The following is a 12,788-nucleotide window of genomic DNA, read 5'->3' as shown; positions in this document are numbered from 1 at the left end:
AAGCTACTGATCAGGCTGGAGTTTCCTCGCGTGGCACGGCTTTCGCTCTGTTCACCTTGCGGCACCTTCGCCGCCGTGCAGCAACGAGGAGCCGAGCCATGAGCCAGCAACCGATCCGTTTCGCCTACTGGGTCCCCAACGTCAGTGGCGGCCTGGTGGTCAGCAAGATCGAACAGCGCACCCACTGGGACATCGACTACAACCGCGAACTGGCGCGCATCGCCGAGAACGCAGGATTCGACTACGCGCTGACACAGATTCGCTTCACCGCCGGTTACGGCGCCGAGAACCAGCATGAGTCCGTCGCCTTCAGCCACGCGCTGCTGGGCGCCACCGAAAAGCTCAAGGTGATCGCCGCTATCCTCCCCGGGCCCTGGACGCCCTCGCTGGCCGCCAAGCAACTGGCGACCATCGACCAGCTCACCGCCGGCCGCATCGCCGTGAACATCGTGAGCGGCTGGTTCAAGGGCGAGTTCCAGGCCATCGGCGAACCCTGGCTGGAGCACGACGAGCGCTACCGTCGCTCCGAGGAATTCATCCGCGCCCTGAAGGGCATCTGGACCCAGGACAACTTCACCTTCAAGGGTGACTTCTACCGCTTCCACGACTACAACCTGAAACCCAAACCCATCCAGCGCCCGCACCCGGAAATCTTCCAGGGCGGCAGCTCCCGGGCCGCGCGCGACATGGCCTCGCGGGTATCCGACTGGTACTTCACCAACGGCAACAGCGTGGAAGGCATCAAGGCTCAGGTGGACGACATCCGCGAGAAGGCCGCCGCCAACGGTCATTCGGTGAAAATCGGGGTCAACGCCTTCGTCATCGCCCGCGACACTGAGGAAGAGGCCCGCGCGGTGCTCGCCGAAATCATCGACAAGGCCGACCCGGAAGCAGTGAACGCCTTCGGCCACGCGGCGAAACAGGCCGGCGCCGCCTCGCCCGAAGGCGAAGGCAACTGGGCGAAATCCACCTTCGAGGACCTGGTGCAGTACAACGACGGGTTCAAGACCAACCTGATCGGCACGCCGCAACAGATCGCCGAACGCATCGTCGCGCTAAAGGCAGTCGGCGTGGATCTGGTGCTGGCGGGCTTCCTGCATTTCCAGGAAGAGGTGCGCTACTTCGGCGAGAAGGTACTGCCGCTGGTGAAGGAGCTGGAGCAGAAGAAGGCGCGGCGGACCGAGGCCGCCTGAAGCGTCGGGAGAACGCTCTCAGGCGCCTTGCGTCAAGTGCCTGGCAATCGCCGACCGCAGCGGCGGCAGGTTCTGCGCCAGGCGCAGGCCGGCATTGCGCAGCAGACGAACCGGAGGACGCGGGTCGGTGTACATGCCGACGATCAGCCGGGTGGCCTGGTACAGCGGCCAGGTCGCCAGGCGATGGGCCATGGCGTAGCGGCGCAGCGGCCAGGAACCGCCGATATCGCCGCCCCGGCGGTGGGTCGCGAGGATTTCATTGGCCAGCCGGCGCTGGCTCTGCAGGCCGAAATTGAAGCCGTGCGCCGTCACCGGATGCATACCGACGGCGGCATCGCCGATCAGCGCGCTGCGCGGGCCGACGAAGCGGTCGGAGTAGACGCCCACCAGCGGGTAGCTGTGCCGCGGGCCGAGCAGTTCCATCCCGCCCAGGCGGCGGTCGAAGCGACGTTCCATTTCGGCGGCGAAGGCTTTCTCGTCCATCTCCAGCAGCGGCGCCATCTCGCGCTGCGGCAGGGTCAGTACCACCGAGGAGCGGTCGCCGTTGATCGGCAGCAGCGCCAGGGTCTGGCCGTAGCCGAACCATTCCCAGGCGACGTTGTGGTGCGGTTTCTCGTGGGCCATGCGGCATACCATCATGGTCTTGCCGAAGTCCTCCATGCTCGCGCCGATACCCAGCATGCGGCGGGTCTCGGAGAAGCGGCTATCGGCGGCAACCAGCAGGCGCGCATGGACGCGGCTGTCGTCATCCAGCGTCAGGTCCACGCCGTTCTGCCCGACACGCAGCGAGCGCAGTGCACGTCCGCAGACCAGCGAGACGTCCGGGCACTCGTGCACTGCATCGAACGCCGCGCGGCGGATCATCTGGTTCGACACGAAGTAGCCCAGCTGTTCGGCCCCGGCCTGTTCCGCCTCGATGCGCAGGGTGAACAGCGACGGACCGTTGAGCACCTGGGCATCGCGCAGCGGCGAGACTTCCTGCGGGTCGATCCGCGACCACATCCCCAGGCGTTGCAACTCGGCGCGTGAAGCGTGGGTCAGGGCGATCTCCCGGCCATCCTCGGCGGGTTCGGCCACGGCGGCCAGCGGCTGGCGCTCGATCAGCAGGATCGACAGGCCATTGCCCGACAACGAGCGGGCCAGGCAAAGCCCGGCGGGGCCGGCGCCGACGATGGCGATGTCCACGTGCATGGGTGACTCCTTTCGCTGGGGAGGGGCGGTCCCGGAGTCTAGGCTGGCCAGTGGCCGGTTTCGTTGCCGTGGATCAGTTGCCCGTGGCGAATACCTCCAAATAGACGGGCCTAGATCGACAACCGCACGCCCCTGTCCGGGTCGATCACCGCCGCGCCCCGGCGCTTGTTCACCACCAGTTCGCCGATCTCGATCAGCCGCGTGCGCGTGACGTTGCGGCTCAGGCCCAGCAGATTGGCAGTGTGCACCTGGTTGCAGTGGCAGAAGCGATAGGCTGCGCGCAGCAGCGCGTCTTCCACCCGTGCGTGCAGGTTGCCGCCCTGCTCCTCGAACAGGCGCTGGAAGGCCTGCTGGAGAATCTGCTCGGCGCCCAGCGATTCCAGGCGCGGCTCGTCGCTGCGCTCGATGCGCAGGTTGGACAGGTGCAGGTCTTGCGCGCGCACCACGCCGTCACGGCAGATCAGCAAAGTGTGGTGGATGACGTTTTCCAGCTCGCGGATGTTCCCCGGCCAGGAATAGCTGCGCAGCTTCTGCGCCGCCTCGGCGCTCAGCTGGCTCTGCCCGTAGCCCAGGCGACGGCTGTATTCGGCGATGAAATGGCGGGTCAGCGGGAGGATGTCGCCGGGCCGCTCGCGCAGCGGCGAAAGCTCCAGGCTGACCACGTTGAGCCGGTAGTAGAGGTCCTCGCGGAAGTGCCCGGCGTTGATCGCCTTCTCCAGCTGCACGTTGGTGGCCGCCAGCACCCGCACGTTGATCGGGATGCTCTTGCGCGAGCCCAGGCGCACCACTTCGCGTTCCTGCAGCACGCGCAGCAGTTTCACTTGGATCGGCATCGGCAAGTCACCGATCTCGTCGAGGAACAGGGTGCCTCCATCGGCTTCCTCGAACCAGCCGGCCTTCGCCGCCAGCGCACCGGTGAAGGCGCCTTTCTCGTGGCCGAACAGCTCGGCCTCCACCAGGGATTCGGAGAAGGCGCCGCAGTTGACCGCCACGAACGGACCGCCCCGTCGCACGCTGAGATTATGGATGTGCCGCGCCACCAATTCCTTGCCGGTGCCGGTTTCGCCAATGATCAGAACGCTGGCCTCGCTGGGCGCGACCTGTTGCAGGTGGTCGAGCAACGCCTGGGATTTCGGGTCTTCGAAAACCTGGGCCGTGGCGCGGATGGAAGTCGCCAGCGCGGGGGACTTGGGCAGGGTCAGCAGACCCTCGGGTGTGGTCGCATTCATGAGTAGAAAGTCGGTTGCGGGAGTTGCTGGTTCAGCGCCCAGTCACCCAGCTCGCGGACCTTGTAGTCCACCGGGTCGTGCAGGGTCTGGGTGCGCAGGTTGCGCCAGTAGCGGTCGATGCGCAGTGCGGCATGGGTGGAACGTGCGCCGGTGACCTCGAACAGGCGGTTGCAGATTTCCAGGCCGTTGCGCGTGGCCGCGACCTTGGCGGTGGCGATGGCCACGGCCAGCCGGCCACGCTCCTCGGCGTCCAGCGCGGCGCCCTTGCCCCAGGCCTCGTCGAGCATTTGCGCGGCACGGCGCACCAGCAGGCGGGTGCTTTCCAGGCCGACCCAGAACTCACCGTAATGGGCAAGCACGTAAGGGTCTTCGCTGACCGTGGCGGCGTTGGAGCGGAACCACGGGCGAGCTTCCTTGAGCGTGTACTGCCGCGCCTCTTCGAACGCACCTTCAGCTATGCCAAGGAACACATGGGTGAAGATCAGTTGCGCGATCAGCGGGCGCAGGCAGGCGAACGGCGTGCTCAGCGGGCCCGGATCGAGCAGCAGCTCGCTCTCCTCCACGCGCACGCGCTCGAAGGTGGCGCTGCCGCTGTCGGTCTGGCGCTGGCCCATGTTGTCCCAGTCGTGGGCGAGGCTGATGCCGCTGCGCGCGGTGGGAATGGCGGCGATCAGCAGCTTGCCGCCCTCGCCGTCCAGCGCCGAGGCGATGAGCATTTCCGAATCCAGCGCGCCGGAGCAGAAACTCTTGCGCCCGGAGAACTCGCGCCAGCCGGCGAAGCTGCGCGACACGGTGCGGGTGTCCAGCGGGTTCAGGGCGTTACCCCAGAACCATTGGTTGCGCGCGGTCAGCTCGAACCACGGCTGCCACTGCTCGGGTCGCGAGAACAGGCGCACGGTGGCCAGCATCAGGTGCTGGAAGCCGAACACATGGGCAATGGAGCTATCGACCACGGCGAACTGGCGGACGATGTCCAGCGTGGTGCTCCAGTCGGCGCCCAGGCCGCCGTATTCGCTGGGGATGATCAGCGACAACAGGCCGCTCTGGCGCAGCGCGTCGCGCTCGGCTTTCGGCGTGCCGCCGCGGATGTCGCGTTCGGCGGCGGTTTCGGCGAAACCGGCGGCCAGGCGTTGGGCTATTTGCCCAGGTGTCTGTGCGTCGAGACGCGTCTTGGCGTTCACGCTCGCTTCCTCTTTGTTCGATTGAATGCGTACCGGGCTCCTGCCCGGCACGTCATGGGTGGGGCTCAGCCGGCCTTGCGTCCGGGCAGCACATCGTTGGCGATCATTTCGCCGAAGGGCCCGGTCAGGTTGGTCACGCCGCGCCCGGCGAGGCTCGCATAGGGTTCGGGTAGCAACGGAAAGACCAGCTCGGCGAAGCGATACGCCTCTTCCAGGTGCGGGTAGCCGGAGAAGATGAAGCTGTCGATCCCCAGGTCCGCGTACTCCTTGATGCGCTCGGCGACCTGCTGCGGGTCGCCCACCAGCGCGGTGCCGGCACCGCCGCGCACCAGGCCGACGCCGGCCCAGAGATTGGGGTAGATCTCCAGCCGGTCACGCCGGCCGCCGTGCAGCGCGGCCATGCGCCGCTGGCCTTCGGAATCGAAGCGGGCGAAGGACTTCTGCGCGTTGGCGATGGTCTCGTCGGAGATGTTGGCGATCAGCTTGTCGGCCGCCTGCCAGGCTTCCTCGGCGGTTTCGCGGACGATCACGTGCAGGCGGATGCCAAACTTCACGCTGCGCCCCTGCTTCGCCGCCTTCTCGCGCACGTCGGCGATCTTCTGCGCGACCGCCTGTGGCGGTTCGCCCCAGGTCAGGTAGACGTCCACCTGCTCGGCGGCGAGGCCGTGGGCCTCCGCGGAAGAGCCGCCGAAGTACAGCGGCGGATACGGCTTCTGGATCGGCGGATAGAGCGCCTTGGCGTTCTCCACCTGCAGGTGCTTGCCGGCGAAGTCCACGGACTCGCCCTGCAGTACGCGGCGCCAGATGCGCAGGAACTCGTCGGTGACTTCATAGCGCTCGGCATGGCTGAGGTGGATGCCGTCGCCACGGTTTTCATCCGGATCGCCACCGGTGACCACGTTGATCAGCAGGCGTCCGCCGGACAGGCGATCCAGGGTCGCGGCCATGCGCGCGGAGACGGTCGGCGAGATGATTCCCGGACGAATCGCCACCAGGTAGCGCAGGCGCTCGGTGAGGGGCGCCAGGGCCGAGGCGACCACCCAGGAATCTTCGCAGGAACGACCGGTGGGAATCAGCACCCCGTAGTAGCCGAGGGAATCGGCGGCCTGGGCGATCTGCTTGAGATACGGCAGCGATACCGGGCGCGCGCCCTCGCTGGTGCCGAGGAAGTGGCCGTCGCCGTGAGTGGGCAGGAACCAGAACACGTTCATCGAGGGCTCCTCAGGCGGTCTTGCGCAGTTGCGGACGGGCGAACAGCGGCGCGGCGCGCTCGGCGGCCAGCTGGATGCGCGCGCGCAGGGTGTCGCTGGTGATCTGGTAGTTGGCGAAGTCCGCCTCGCTGGCGTACACGCCGATGGGCAGCGTGATCGACTGGAAGAAGCTGAACAGCGGGCGCAGCTGGTGGTCGAGGACCAGCGCGTGGCGCTCGCTGCCACCGGTGGCGGCGAGCAGCACCGGGGTGTCGATCAGGGCGTTCATGTCCACCAGGTCGAACAGGTGCTTGAGCAGGCCCGGATAAGAACCGCGGTAGACCGGCGAGGCGACGACCAGCAGGTCGGCGGTCTCGATCTCGCGCAAGGTGGCTTCCAGCTCGGCGGAGAGCTCCTGGCGGGACAGCGCGGCACCCAGCGGGCGGGCGATGTCAGCCAATTCGATGACTTGGGCTTCTACCGGGAGCTGCTCGCCGAGGGCGTCGAGCACGGCCTGGGTAAGCACCAGGGTGCGCGAGGGGCGATAGGTGCCGCCGGAGACGGCGACCACTTTGATGGGGCTGGTCATGGGTTTTCCCTGTTGACTGTTGCGCTAGGTACAGAAGCCTTGAGCAAGGGCCGTACCAACAGGGAAATGTGCGGTTTCAGGGCACTTGAGCGGGGAACCGGGGGTGACTCATGTCACTCAGGCAACAGCGCTGCTGATCGACTGTTGCCTGAGCAACAGCCGGCACTCAATGCACGGCCAGCTCACGCAGGCCGTGGGAGATATCCAGGCCCTCCAGTTCAGCCACGTATTCATCCTTGCTGAGCAGGCCGATACAGGGCGTGGCGCCACGCTGGCGAAGCTCCCCGGCGGCCAGCTTGCGGGCCAGTGCCACCGCCGCCATGCAGGGGATATTCGGGCCATGGTCGCGCTGCGCAAGTATTTCCCAACACAGCAGCAGTGGCTTGCCTTCGCCGTCAAGGCCTTGCAGCTGGACGAACATGCCACTGCGGCCATCGCCCAGCGGCTCCATGGCCACAGCCATGCGATGCAGGCCTGCGCCCAGTCGTGCGGCATCCTTCACCAGGCCGGCGCGCACCAGCCAGGACAGGCCCCAGGTACCGAACTGGGTGAGACGCAGGCCCAGCCCAGCGGAGAAGCGCACGTCCTGCACGCCGGGATAGCGTTGCGGGAACAGGTCCAGGTCCGGCACATCACAGTGGGCCAGCCAGCGCGATCCGAGAGGCGCGGCAAAGCGGTGGCGATTCAGCCCCTGCCAGCCATGCACGTCCTGCCAGCGACCTTGCCGCCATTGGCGAATGGGTTTGCCGCAATAACCCAGTACTGCCGACACGGTGGCCTGCCCGGGAATCTTCGCCGAGGAGCTGATGCCATGGTGAATGCTGTCCAGGCGCTGGAAGCGCGGCAGCAGTTCGTCGATGACCGCCGCCGCCAACGCCGGCACGGAACTGGCGCCCGTGCACACCAGAACACCGGCACTGCGGGCGGCACGGTCGAGTTCATGGATACCGCAGACAAACTGGCGCGCATCGGCCAGGTCGACGTAGTGCGCGCGGGCACCGATGGCGGCGCGTGCCACACGATAATCCTGCCCCTGGAAGGGCCCGGCAGTGGAAATCACCAGGTCGACCTTCAGCTCATTGAGGCGTCCGGCCAACGTCGGCTGGTTCATGTCCAGGCACACCGCCTCGCCCCCCACCTGGGAAGCCAGCTCGTTGGCGCGGCGCTGATCGCGCCCGCCCACCAGCACGCGGATGCCGTCGATGGCGCTCAGGCGACGCACGATGATGCTGCCGAAATTGCCGTAACCGCCCAGCACCAGCACGCGAAATCTCCGTTCCATTCCCACTGACCCTGTTGCTCCCTGACTGCTGCTGGTCACCCCAGCTCCCTCATCCCGGCTTGCTGCCCTGGTACTGGGGCAGATTGTCCTCCAGTGGCCACCAGGTGGCCCTGGACTCGACGTAGTAATGTGCTTCGAGGTTTGTCCGCAAGGGTTCGTCCAGGGTTCCCGCACGCACTCGCAATATTTCCGGCAGCGTGTCACGGGCGCTGTAGATGGGCGACCCACAGGTGCGGCAGAACACTCGCTTCTTCTGCGGCGACGCGCGGAACTCGGCAAGCTGCGCCGCTCCACTGAGCAGCCTGAACCTGGCGACCTCCACCGGAATGTTGGTGGCGAACGGCCCGCCCTGCGCCTTGCGGCACTGGCTGCAATGACAGACCTGGATTGGCGCCAGCTCACCGCTGATCTCGTAGCGCACCGCGCCACACAGACAACCGCCCGAATGCATGCCCTGCTCCCTCTTCCGGTTTCGCGGAGCGAAGGAGTCTAGATCAGCCTTGCCGACATTCACCACCGTGCGTTGGAGTGGATTTTCAGCTTTCGTTGCCCCAACCCAGCGGATAGAGCAGCTCTTCCTTGTAGCCAGCCCACACCCGCACTGCCGCCGGGAAGCTGGCATCCAGTTCGGCGTCGCCGCTGTCCACCAGCAGCGGCCGGCCTTCGAGGGTGCCGAGCTTGCGCTTGGTGGCGATCACCCGCAGCCGTTCGATGCCGATGGCGCGCAGCACCCGTGGGCTGATCTGCTGGTTGCCACGGCCGAGGACATGCCCCTGGCCGCCAATGGCCGTCACCAGCAGGAAGGCCGGGTGGCCGTGCACCAGCTCGAACAACTGCGCCTCGGTGACATCGCGGGCGATCACTTCACCGTTCTCGACCACGTCGACGCCCAGCAGCGTGGTGTCCAGGTGCAGGTCGGTAGCCAGCCCATGCAGCGTCGAACCGGGCCCGAAGACGTAACGTACGTCGTCTTCCCAGCTGTCTTCCAGCCAGGCGGCGAGATCGGCCAGCACCAGCTCCTCAGTCTCCATGCCAGCCTGTTTCACATGCTGCATGAAGTGACCTTCCTCGGGCACCGTCAGTTCGGCATACCAGCGCGCAGCGACACGACCCTCGCGCAGCGCCGCTTCGTCGAGGTCGCGCACTTCGCCCTCGGTCAGGCGCACCAGGCCGCCGTCCACCAGTCGTCGTGCCAGTTCCCCGGCGGCCCGCGGGCTGATGGCATAGACGCCGGAGTGGATCTTCACCCCGGCGGGGATGCCCAGCACCGGCTGGCCTTCGCGGGCCGCTTCGGCGACGTCCCGCGCGGTGCCATCGCCACCGGCGAAGAGGATCAGCGCCACGCCAGCCTCCTGCAGCGCCTGTACGGCGTGACGGGTATCCGCCGCACTGCTCTGCTCCTTTTCCAGCACGCCGACCAGGCGGTGGCCGAAGCCCATGCTCGCCAGCAGCTCGGCGCCCATGGCGCCGGGAAAAGTGAGGAACTCCAGGCGCTCGCGCACCGGCAACAGATGCTCCAGCGCCACGCGGGTGCGCTCCGCTGCCCGCGGCTGCGCGCCGCGCGCCAGGGCCAGCTCGGCCACCCCGTCACTGCCCTTGAGCGCCGTCGGCCCACCAATACCGGCCAGCGGATTGATGATCAGCCCTATGCGAATCCTGTCCATACTCAACCTCGAGGGAAACTTCTTCGAACCACCGGCGCAATGCCGGGTCGGACCAGGGAAGCGACGGTTCCACTCACTATAACGACAAGCAGACGACCGGGGACCACGCGATTGGCATGCAATCTGCGAGGGCATTGGTCGCCTGTCTTCGGTGACGGTTCTTCGGCGCTGCCACGCGCAGCCTCTGTCACCGGGCTTTCATCTGATCTGCCTAGACTGCAACGACCCTGATGTAGAGGAGATTGGCCATGAGCCTGCAAACCCACCGTGAACCCACTCCCCGCCCCGCCCCGCGCAACCCGCAGCAGCCGGTCGGCGGCTCGATCATCGATGCCCAGGGCCGCGAGGTCCCGATCACCGAAGACATGATCCAGCGCGCCTGCCAGGAACTGGACAAGACCTGCGAGCAGCCACGCCGCTGACAGTCGGTGCGGCGGCGCGTCCGCCCTATTCCCCGACCCGGTTGGCGCCCAAGGCGGTCAGCAGGCTTTCCAGGCGCGGCGAATCACCCTGGATGTCCACCCATAGCCCGGTGATCTCGCGCCGCGGCGGGTAGTGCTTGCGCAGCACGTCGAAAGCCGCCCGCCGGGTCTTGGTATCGCCTACCAGGCTGCGACGGAAGTTGGCGTCATCGCTGCGCGGGTCATAGACCGCACGGCAGAGCATCGCCAGCGCCCAGTCCGGGTCGCACTCTTCCTTGAGGCTCAGTTCGGCCAGCCATTGCGCGGGCAGCAGGTCGTCGAGATCGACTTCCGGCGGGCGCTGCTGCCAGGCGCAGAACGCCTCGTAGATCTGCGCGGTGCCGCGCAGCTTGCCGTCGAGGCTGTAGCCGGCGATGTGCGGCGTCGCGATGCGGCAGAGTTCGGCCAGGCGCACATTGACCTCCGGCTCGCCCTCCCAGACATCCAGCGCCACGTCGAGATTCGCGCCGGATTCCAGGTGAACGCGTAGCGCGGTGTTGTCGACCACACCGCCGCGGCTGGCATTGATCAGCCAGGTGCCGGGGCGCAGTGCCTTGAGGCGCTCGGCGTCGATCAGGTGGCGGGTCGGGTTGTCGCCGTCGCGGGTCAGCGGCGTGTGCAGGCTGATCACGTCGCACTCGCGCAGCACTTCCTCCAGGCTGCGAAAATCGCCGCCCTCGACAGCCGCGCGCGGCGGATCGCAGACGCGCACATCCCAGCCCAGACCGCGCAGCACGTCCACCAGACGACCGCCCACCTGCCCAGCGCCGATCACGCCATAGCGGCGCTCGGCGAGCTTCGCGCCGTGCACGTCGGCCAGCGCCAGCAGGCTGCCCAGCACCCAGTCGACCACGCCACGGGCATTGCAACCCGGCGCACTGGACCAGGTGATACCGGCCTCGGCGAAGTAATCGAGATCGAGATGATCGGTGCCGATGGTGCAGGTGCCGACGAACTTCACCTGGCTGCCCTGGAGCAGCTCGCGGCTGACGTCTGTCACCGAGCGCACCAGCAGGACTTCTGCATCGCCCAGGGCGGCACGGTCGATGCCGCGTCCCGGCAGACGGCGGATATCGCCGTGGGCACCGAAGAAGGCTTCGACCAGGGGAATGTTTTCATCGGCAAGGATACGCATGGGCTGACTCCAGAAATCGGCAGCAGGTACTTTACCAGCGCTGCTGCGCTCGGTCCCGCACAGCCATGTAGGGCGCATATCCTGGAACAGATTATCCGCCGCTCCCTTCAAGGCGGATAACGCTGGCGCGTTATGCGCCCTGCGTCAGCGCCGATCCTTCAGCCCTGCGCGGTCCCGCGCGGCGCAGGCAAGACTTCCTGACCGGCCCGTCAGCCCTTAAACTGGTCGGCTTCCCGCCAATTTCTTTCGCCAAGGAAAGCCGTGACCAGCCTCGCCCAGCCCGTCTCCCGCGGACGGCGCACCGCCACCGAACTCAAGGAACTGCTGACCCTCGCAGCGCCCATCATGATCGCCCAGCTGGCCACTACCGCCATGGGCTTCGTCGATGCCGTGATGGCCGGCAGCGTCGGCCCGCGTGACCTCGCGGCCGTGGCGCTGGGCAACTCGATCTGGATTCCGGTGTTCCTGCTGATGACCGGCACCCTGCTTGCCACCACCGCCAAGGTGGCCCAGCGCTATGGTTCCGGCGACCAGGCCGGGACCGGCCCGCTGGTACGCCAGGCGCTGTGGCTGGCGCTGCTGGTCGGCCCACTGGCGGGCGCGACGCTGTGGCTGCTCTCCGAGCCGGTATTGCGGGCGATGAAGGTCGAGGAAGCGCTGATCGAGCCCAGTTGCTTCTACCTGCGCGGTATCGCCTGCGGCCTGCCGGCGGTGGCGCTGTACCACGTACTGCGCTGCTACAGCGACGGCCTGGGCCGCACCCGGCCGAGCATGGTGCTGGGCATCTGCGGGCTGATGCTGAACATCCCGATCAACTACGTGCTGATCTACGGCCACCTAGGTTTCCCGGCCCTGGGCGGCCCCGGTTGCGGCTGGGCAACCGGCTCGGTGATGTGGTTCATGTTGCTGGGCATGCTGTTCTGGGTGAACTGGGCCAAGGTCTACCAGCCGAGCCAGTTGTTCAGCCACTGGGAACTGCCGCAGCCGAAGGTGATCGGCAGCCTGGTGGCGGTGGGCCTGCCCATCGGCATCGCGGTATTCGCCGAATCCAGCATCTTCTCGGTGATCGCCCTGCTGATCGGCGAGCTCGGCGAGAAGGTCGTCGCCGGGCACCAGGTGGCGCTGAACTTCAGTGCACTGGTGTTCATGATCCCCTACTCGCTGGCCATGGCCGTGACCGTGCGCGTGGGCCAGTCCCTCGGCGCCGGCGCACCGCGCGATGCGCGCTTCGCCGCCGGCGTGGGCATGGGCGCGGCGCTGGCGTACGCCTGCATTTCCGCCAGCGGCATGCTGCTGATGCGCGAGCACATCGCCGGGCTCTACACCCAGGACCCGGAAGTGCTGGCGCTGGCCGCCACGCTGCTGGTGTTCTCGGCGCTGTTCCAGTTCTCCGATGCCGTGCAGGTCACTGCCGCCGGCGCCCTGCGCGGCTACCAGGACACCCGCGCGACCATGATCATGACCCTGTTCGCCTACTGGGGCATCGGCCTGCCGGTGGGCTACAGCCTCGGCCTGACCCACTGGCTGCAGGAGCCCACCGGCCCGCGCGGCCTGTGGGAAGGCCTGATCGTCGGCCTGACCTGCGCGGCGGTCATGCTGTGCATCCGCCTGTCGCGCAGCGCCAAGCGGCAGATCCTGCTGAAGGAAATGCGCGTGGAGGGATGACACCCACG

At 67.2% G+C, this 12,788-nt stretch carries 12 protein-coding genes; 3 read left to right on the top strand and 9 right to left on the bottom strand.

Annotated elements, in window-relative coordinates; genetic code table 11:
• Positions 1-98: 98 nt before the first annotated feature.
• Complete coding sequence (gene sfnG, locus LDJ84_RS13385; RefSeq protein ID WP_024762367.1) at positions 99-1,193, top strand: dimethylsulfone monooxygenase SfnG; 1,095 nt, start codon at positions 99-101, stop codon at positions 1,191-1,193.
• Positions 1,194-1,211: 18 nt separating this feature from the next.
• Here the strand turns inward: sfnG and ubiM are convergent, their stop codons facing one another.
• The 8 genes from ubiM to LDJ84_RS13345 all read right to left on the bottom strand — a co-directional run bounded on the left by ubiM (position 1,212) and on the right by LDJ84_RS13345 (position 9,519).
• The gene (ubiM, locus tag LDJ84_RS13380; protein WP_024762368.1) at positions 1,212-2,384 is read right to left on the bottom strand and encodes a 5-demethoxyubiquinol-8 5-hydroxylase UbiM; all 1,173 of its coding nucleotides are present in this window, start codon (positions 2,382-2,384) and stop codon (positions 1,212-1,214) included.
• A 110-nt stretch (positions 2,385-2,494) separates the two neighbouring features.
• The gene (locus LDJ84_RS13375) at positions 2,495-3,613 is read right to left on the bottom strand and encodes a sigma-54 interaction domain-containing protein (RefSeq protein ID WP_024762369.1); all 1,119 of its coding nucleotides are present in this window, start codon (positions 3,611-3,613) and stop codon (positions 2,495-2,497) included.
• Positions 3,610-4,794, bottom strand: a complete 1,185-nt coding sequence (locus LDJ84_RS13370) for an acyl-CoA dehydrogenase family protein (RefSeq protein ID WP_226046453.1) — start codon at positions 4,792-4,794, stop codon at positions 3,610-3,612. Before LDJ84_RS13370 ends, LDJ84_RS13375 begins: the two co-directional genes overlap by 4 nt.
• Positions 4,795-4,859: 65 nt before the next feature.
• A complete protein-coding gene (ssuD, locus tag LDJ84_RS13365; RefSeq protein ID WP_226046452.1) occupies positions 4,860-6,005 on the bottom strand; it encodes an FMNH2-dependent alkanesulfonate monooxygenase in 1,146 nt (381 codons plus the stop codon).
• A 10-nt stretch (positions 6,006-6,015) separates the two neighbouring features.
• On the bottom strand, positions 6,016-6,573 hold the full coding sequence (gene msuE / locus LDJ84_RS13360; RefSeq protein ID WP_024762372.1) for an FMN reductase: 558 nt from the start codon (positions 6,571-6,573) through the stop codon (positions 6,016-6,018).
• A 166-nt stretch (positions 6,574-6,739) separates the two neighbouring features.
• Positions 6,740-7,855 carry a saccharopine dehydrogenase family protein gene (locus LDJ84_RS13355; protein WP_226046451.1) on the bottom strand — a complete coding sequence of 372 codons (1,116 nt, stop codon included), beginning with the start codon at positions 7,853-7,855 and terminating at the stop codon, positions 6,740-6,742.
• A gap of 49 nt (positions 7,856-7,904) precedes the next feature.
• Entirely contained in the window at positions 7,905-8,306 is a 402-nt protein-coding gene (locus LDJ84_RS13350) for a GFA family protein (protein ID WP_226046450.1), read from the bottom strand.
• Between the two features lie 85 nt (positions 8,307-8,391).
• Positions 8,392-9,519: an ATP-NAD kinase family protein gene (locus LDJ84_RS13345; RefSeq protein WP_226046449.1), complete on the bottom strand. Its 1,128-nt coding sequence runs from the start codon at positions 9,517-9,519 to the stop codon at positions 8,392-8,394.
• A gap of 248 nt (positions 9,520-9,767) precedes the next feature.
• On the opposite strand from LDJ84_RS13345, the gene LDJ84_RS13340 reads away from it, so the two are divergent.
• A complete protein-coding gene (locus LDJ84_RS13340) occupies positions 9,768-9,941 on the top strand; it encodes a PA1571 family protein (protein ID WP_164488251.1) in 174 nt (57 codons plus the stop codon).
• Between the two features lie 25 nt (positions 9,942-9,966).
• Here LDJ84_RS13340 and pdxB read toward each other — a convergent pair whose 3' ends face one another.
• A complete protein-coding gene (gene pdxB, locus LDJ84_RS13335; RefSeq protein ID WP_226046448.1) occupies positions 9,967-11,115 on the bottom strand; it encodes a 4-phosphoerythronate dehydrogenase PdxB in 1,149 nt (382 codons plus the stop codon).
• Between the two features lie 261 nt (positions 11,116-11,376).
• On the opposite strand from pdxB, the gene LDJ84_RS13330 reads away from it, so the two are divergent.
• Complete coding sequence (locus tag LDJ84_RS13330; RefSeq protein ID WP_226046447.1) at positions 11,377-12,780, top strand: MATE family efflux transporter; 1,404 nt, start codon at positions 11,377-11,379, stop codon at positions 12,778-12,780.
• The last annotated feature ends 8 nt before the right edge of the window (positions 12,781-12,788 follow it).

Origin of the sequence: Pseudomonas sp. HS-18, from assembly GCF_020401845.1 — a bacterium.
Lineage (GTDB): Bacteria > Pseudomonadota > Gammaproteobacteria > Pseudomonadales > Pseudomonadaceae > Pseudomonas > Pseudomonas nitroreducens.
Note: the sequence above shows the minus strand (reverse complement) of the source record. Positions and strands in the feature narration are given on the sequence as shown.

Coding starts and splice junctions, on each gene's coding strand:
- sfnG (WP_024762367.1), top strand. CDS start 99: ATGAGCCAGCAACCGATCCGTTTCGCCTACTGGGTCCCCAACGTCAGT.
- ubiM (WP_024762368.1), bottom strand. CDS start 2,384: ATGCACGTGGACATCGCCATCGTCGGCGCCGGCCCCGCCGGGCTTTGC.
- LDJ84_RS13375 (WP_024762369.1), bottom strand. CDS start 3,613: ATGAATGCGACCACACCCGAGGGTCTGCTGACCCTGCCCAAGTCCCCC.
- ssuD (WP_226046452.1), bottom strand. CDS start 6,005: ATGAACGTGTTCTGGTTCCTGCCCACTCACGGCGACGGCCACTTCCTC.
- msuE (WP_024762372.1), bottom strand. CDS start 6,573: ATGACCAGCCCCATCAAAGTGGTCGCCGTCTCCGGCGGCACCTATCGC.
- LDJ84_RS13355 (WP_226046451.1), bottom strand. CDS start 7,855: ATGGAACGGAGATTTCGCGTGCTGGTGCTGGGCGGTTACGGCAATTTC.
- LDJ84_RS13350 (WP_226046450.1), bottom strand. CDS start 8,306: ATGCATTCGGGCGGTTGTCTGTGTGGCGCGGTGCGCTACGAGATCAGC.
- LDJ84_RS13345 (WP_226046449.1), bottom strand. CDS start 9,519: ATGGACAGGATTCGCATAGGGCTGATCATCAATCCGCTGGCCGGTATT.
- LDJ84_RS13340 (WP_164488251.1), top strand. CDS start 9,768: ATGAGCCTGCAAACCCACCGTGAACCCACTCCCCGCCCCGCCCCGCGC.
- pdxB (WP_226046448.1), bottom strand. CDS start 11,115: ATGCGTATCCTTGCCGATGAAAACATTCCCCTGGTCGAAGCCTTCTTC.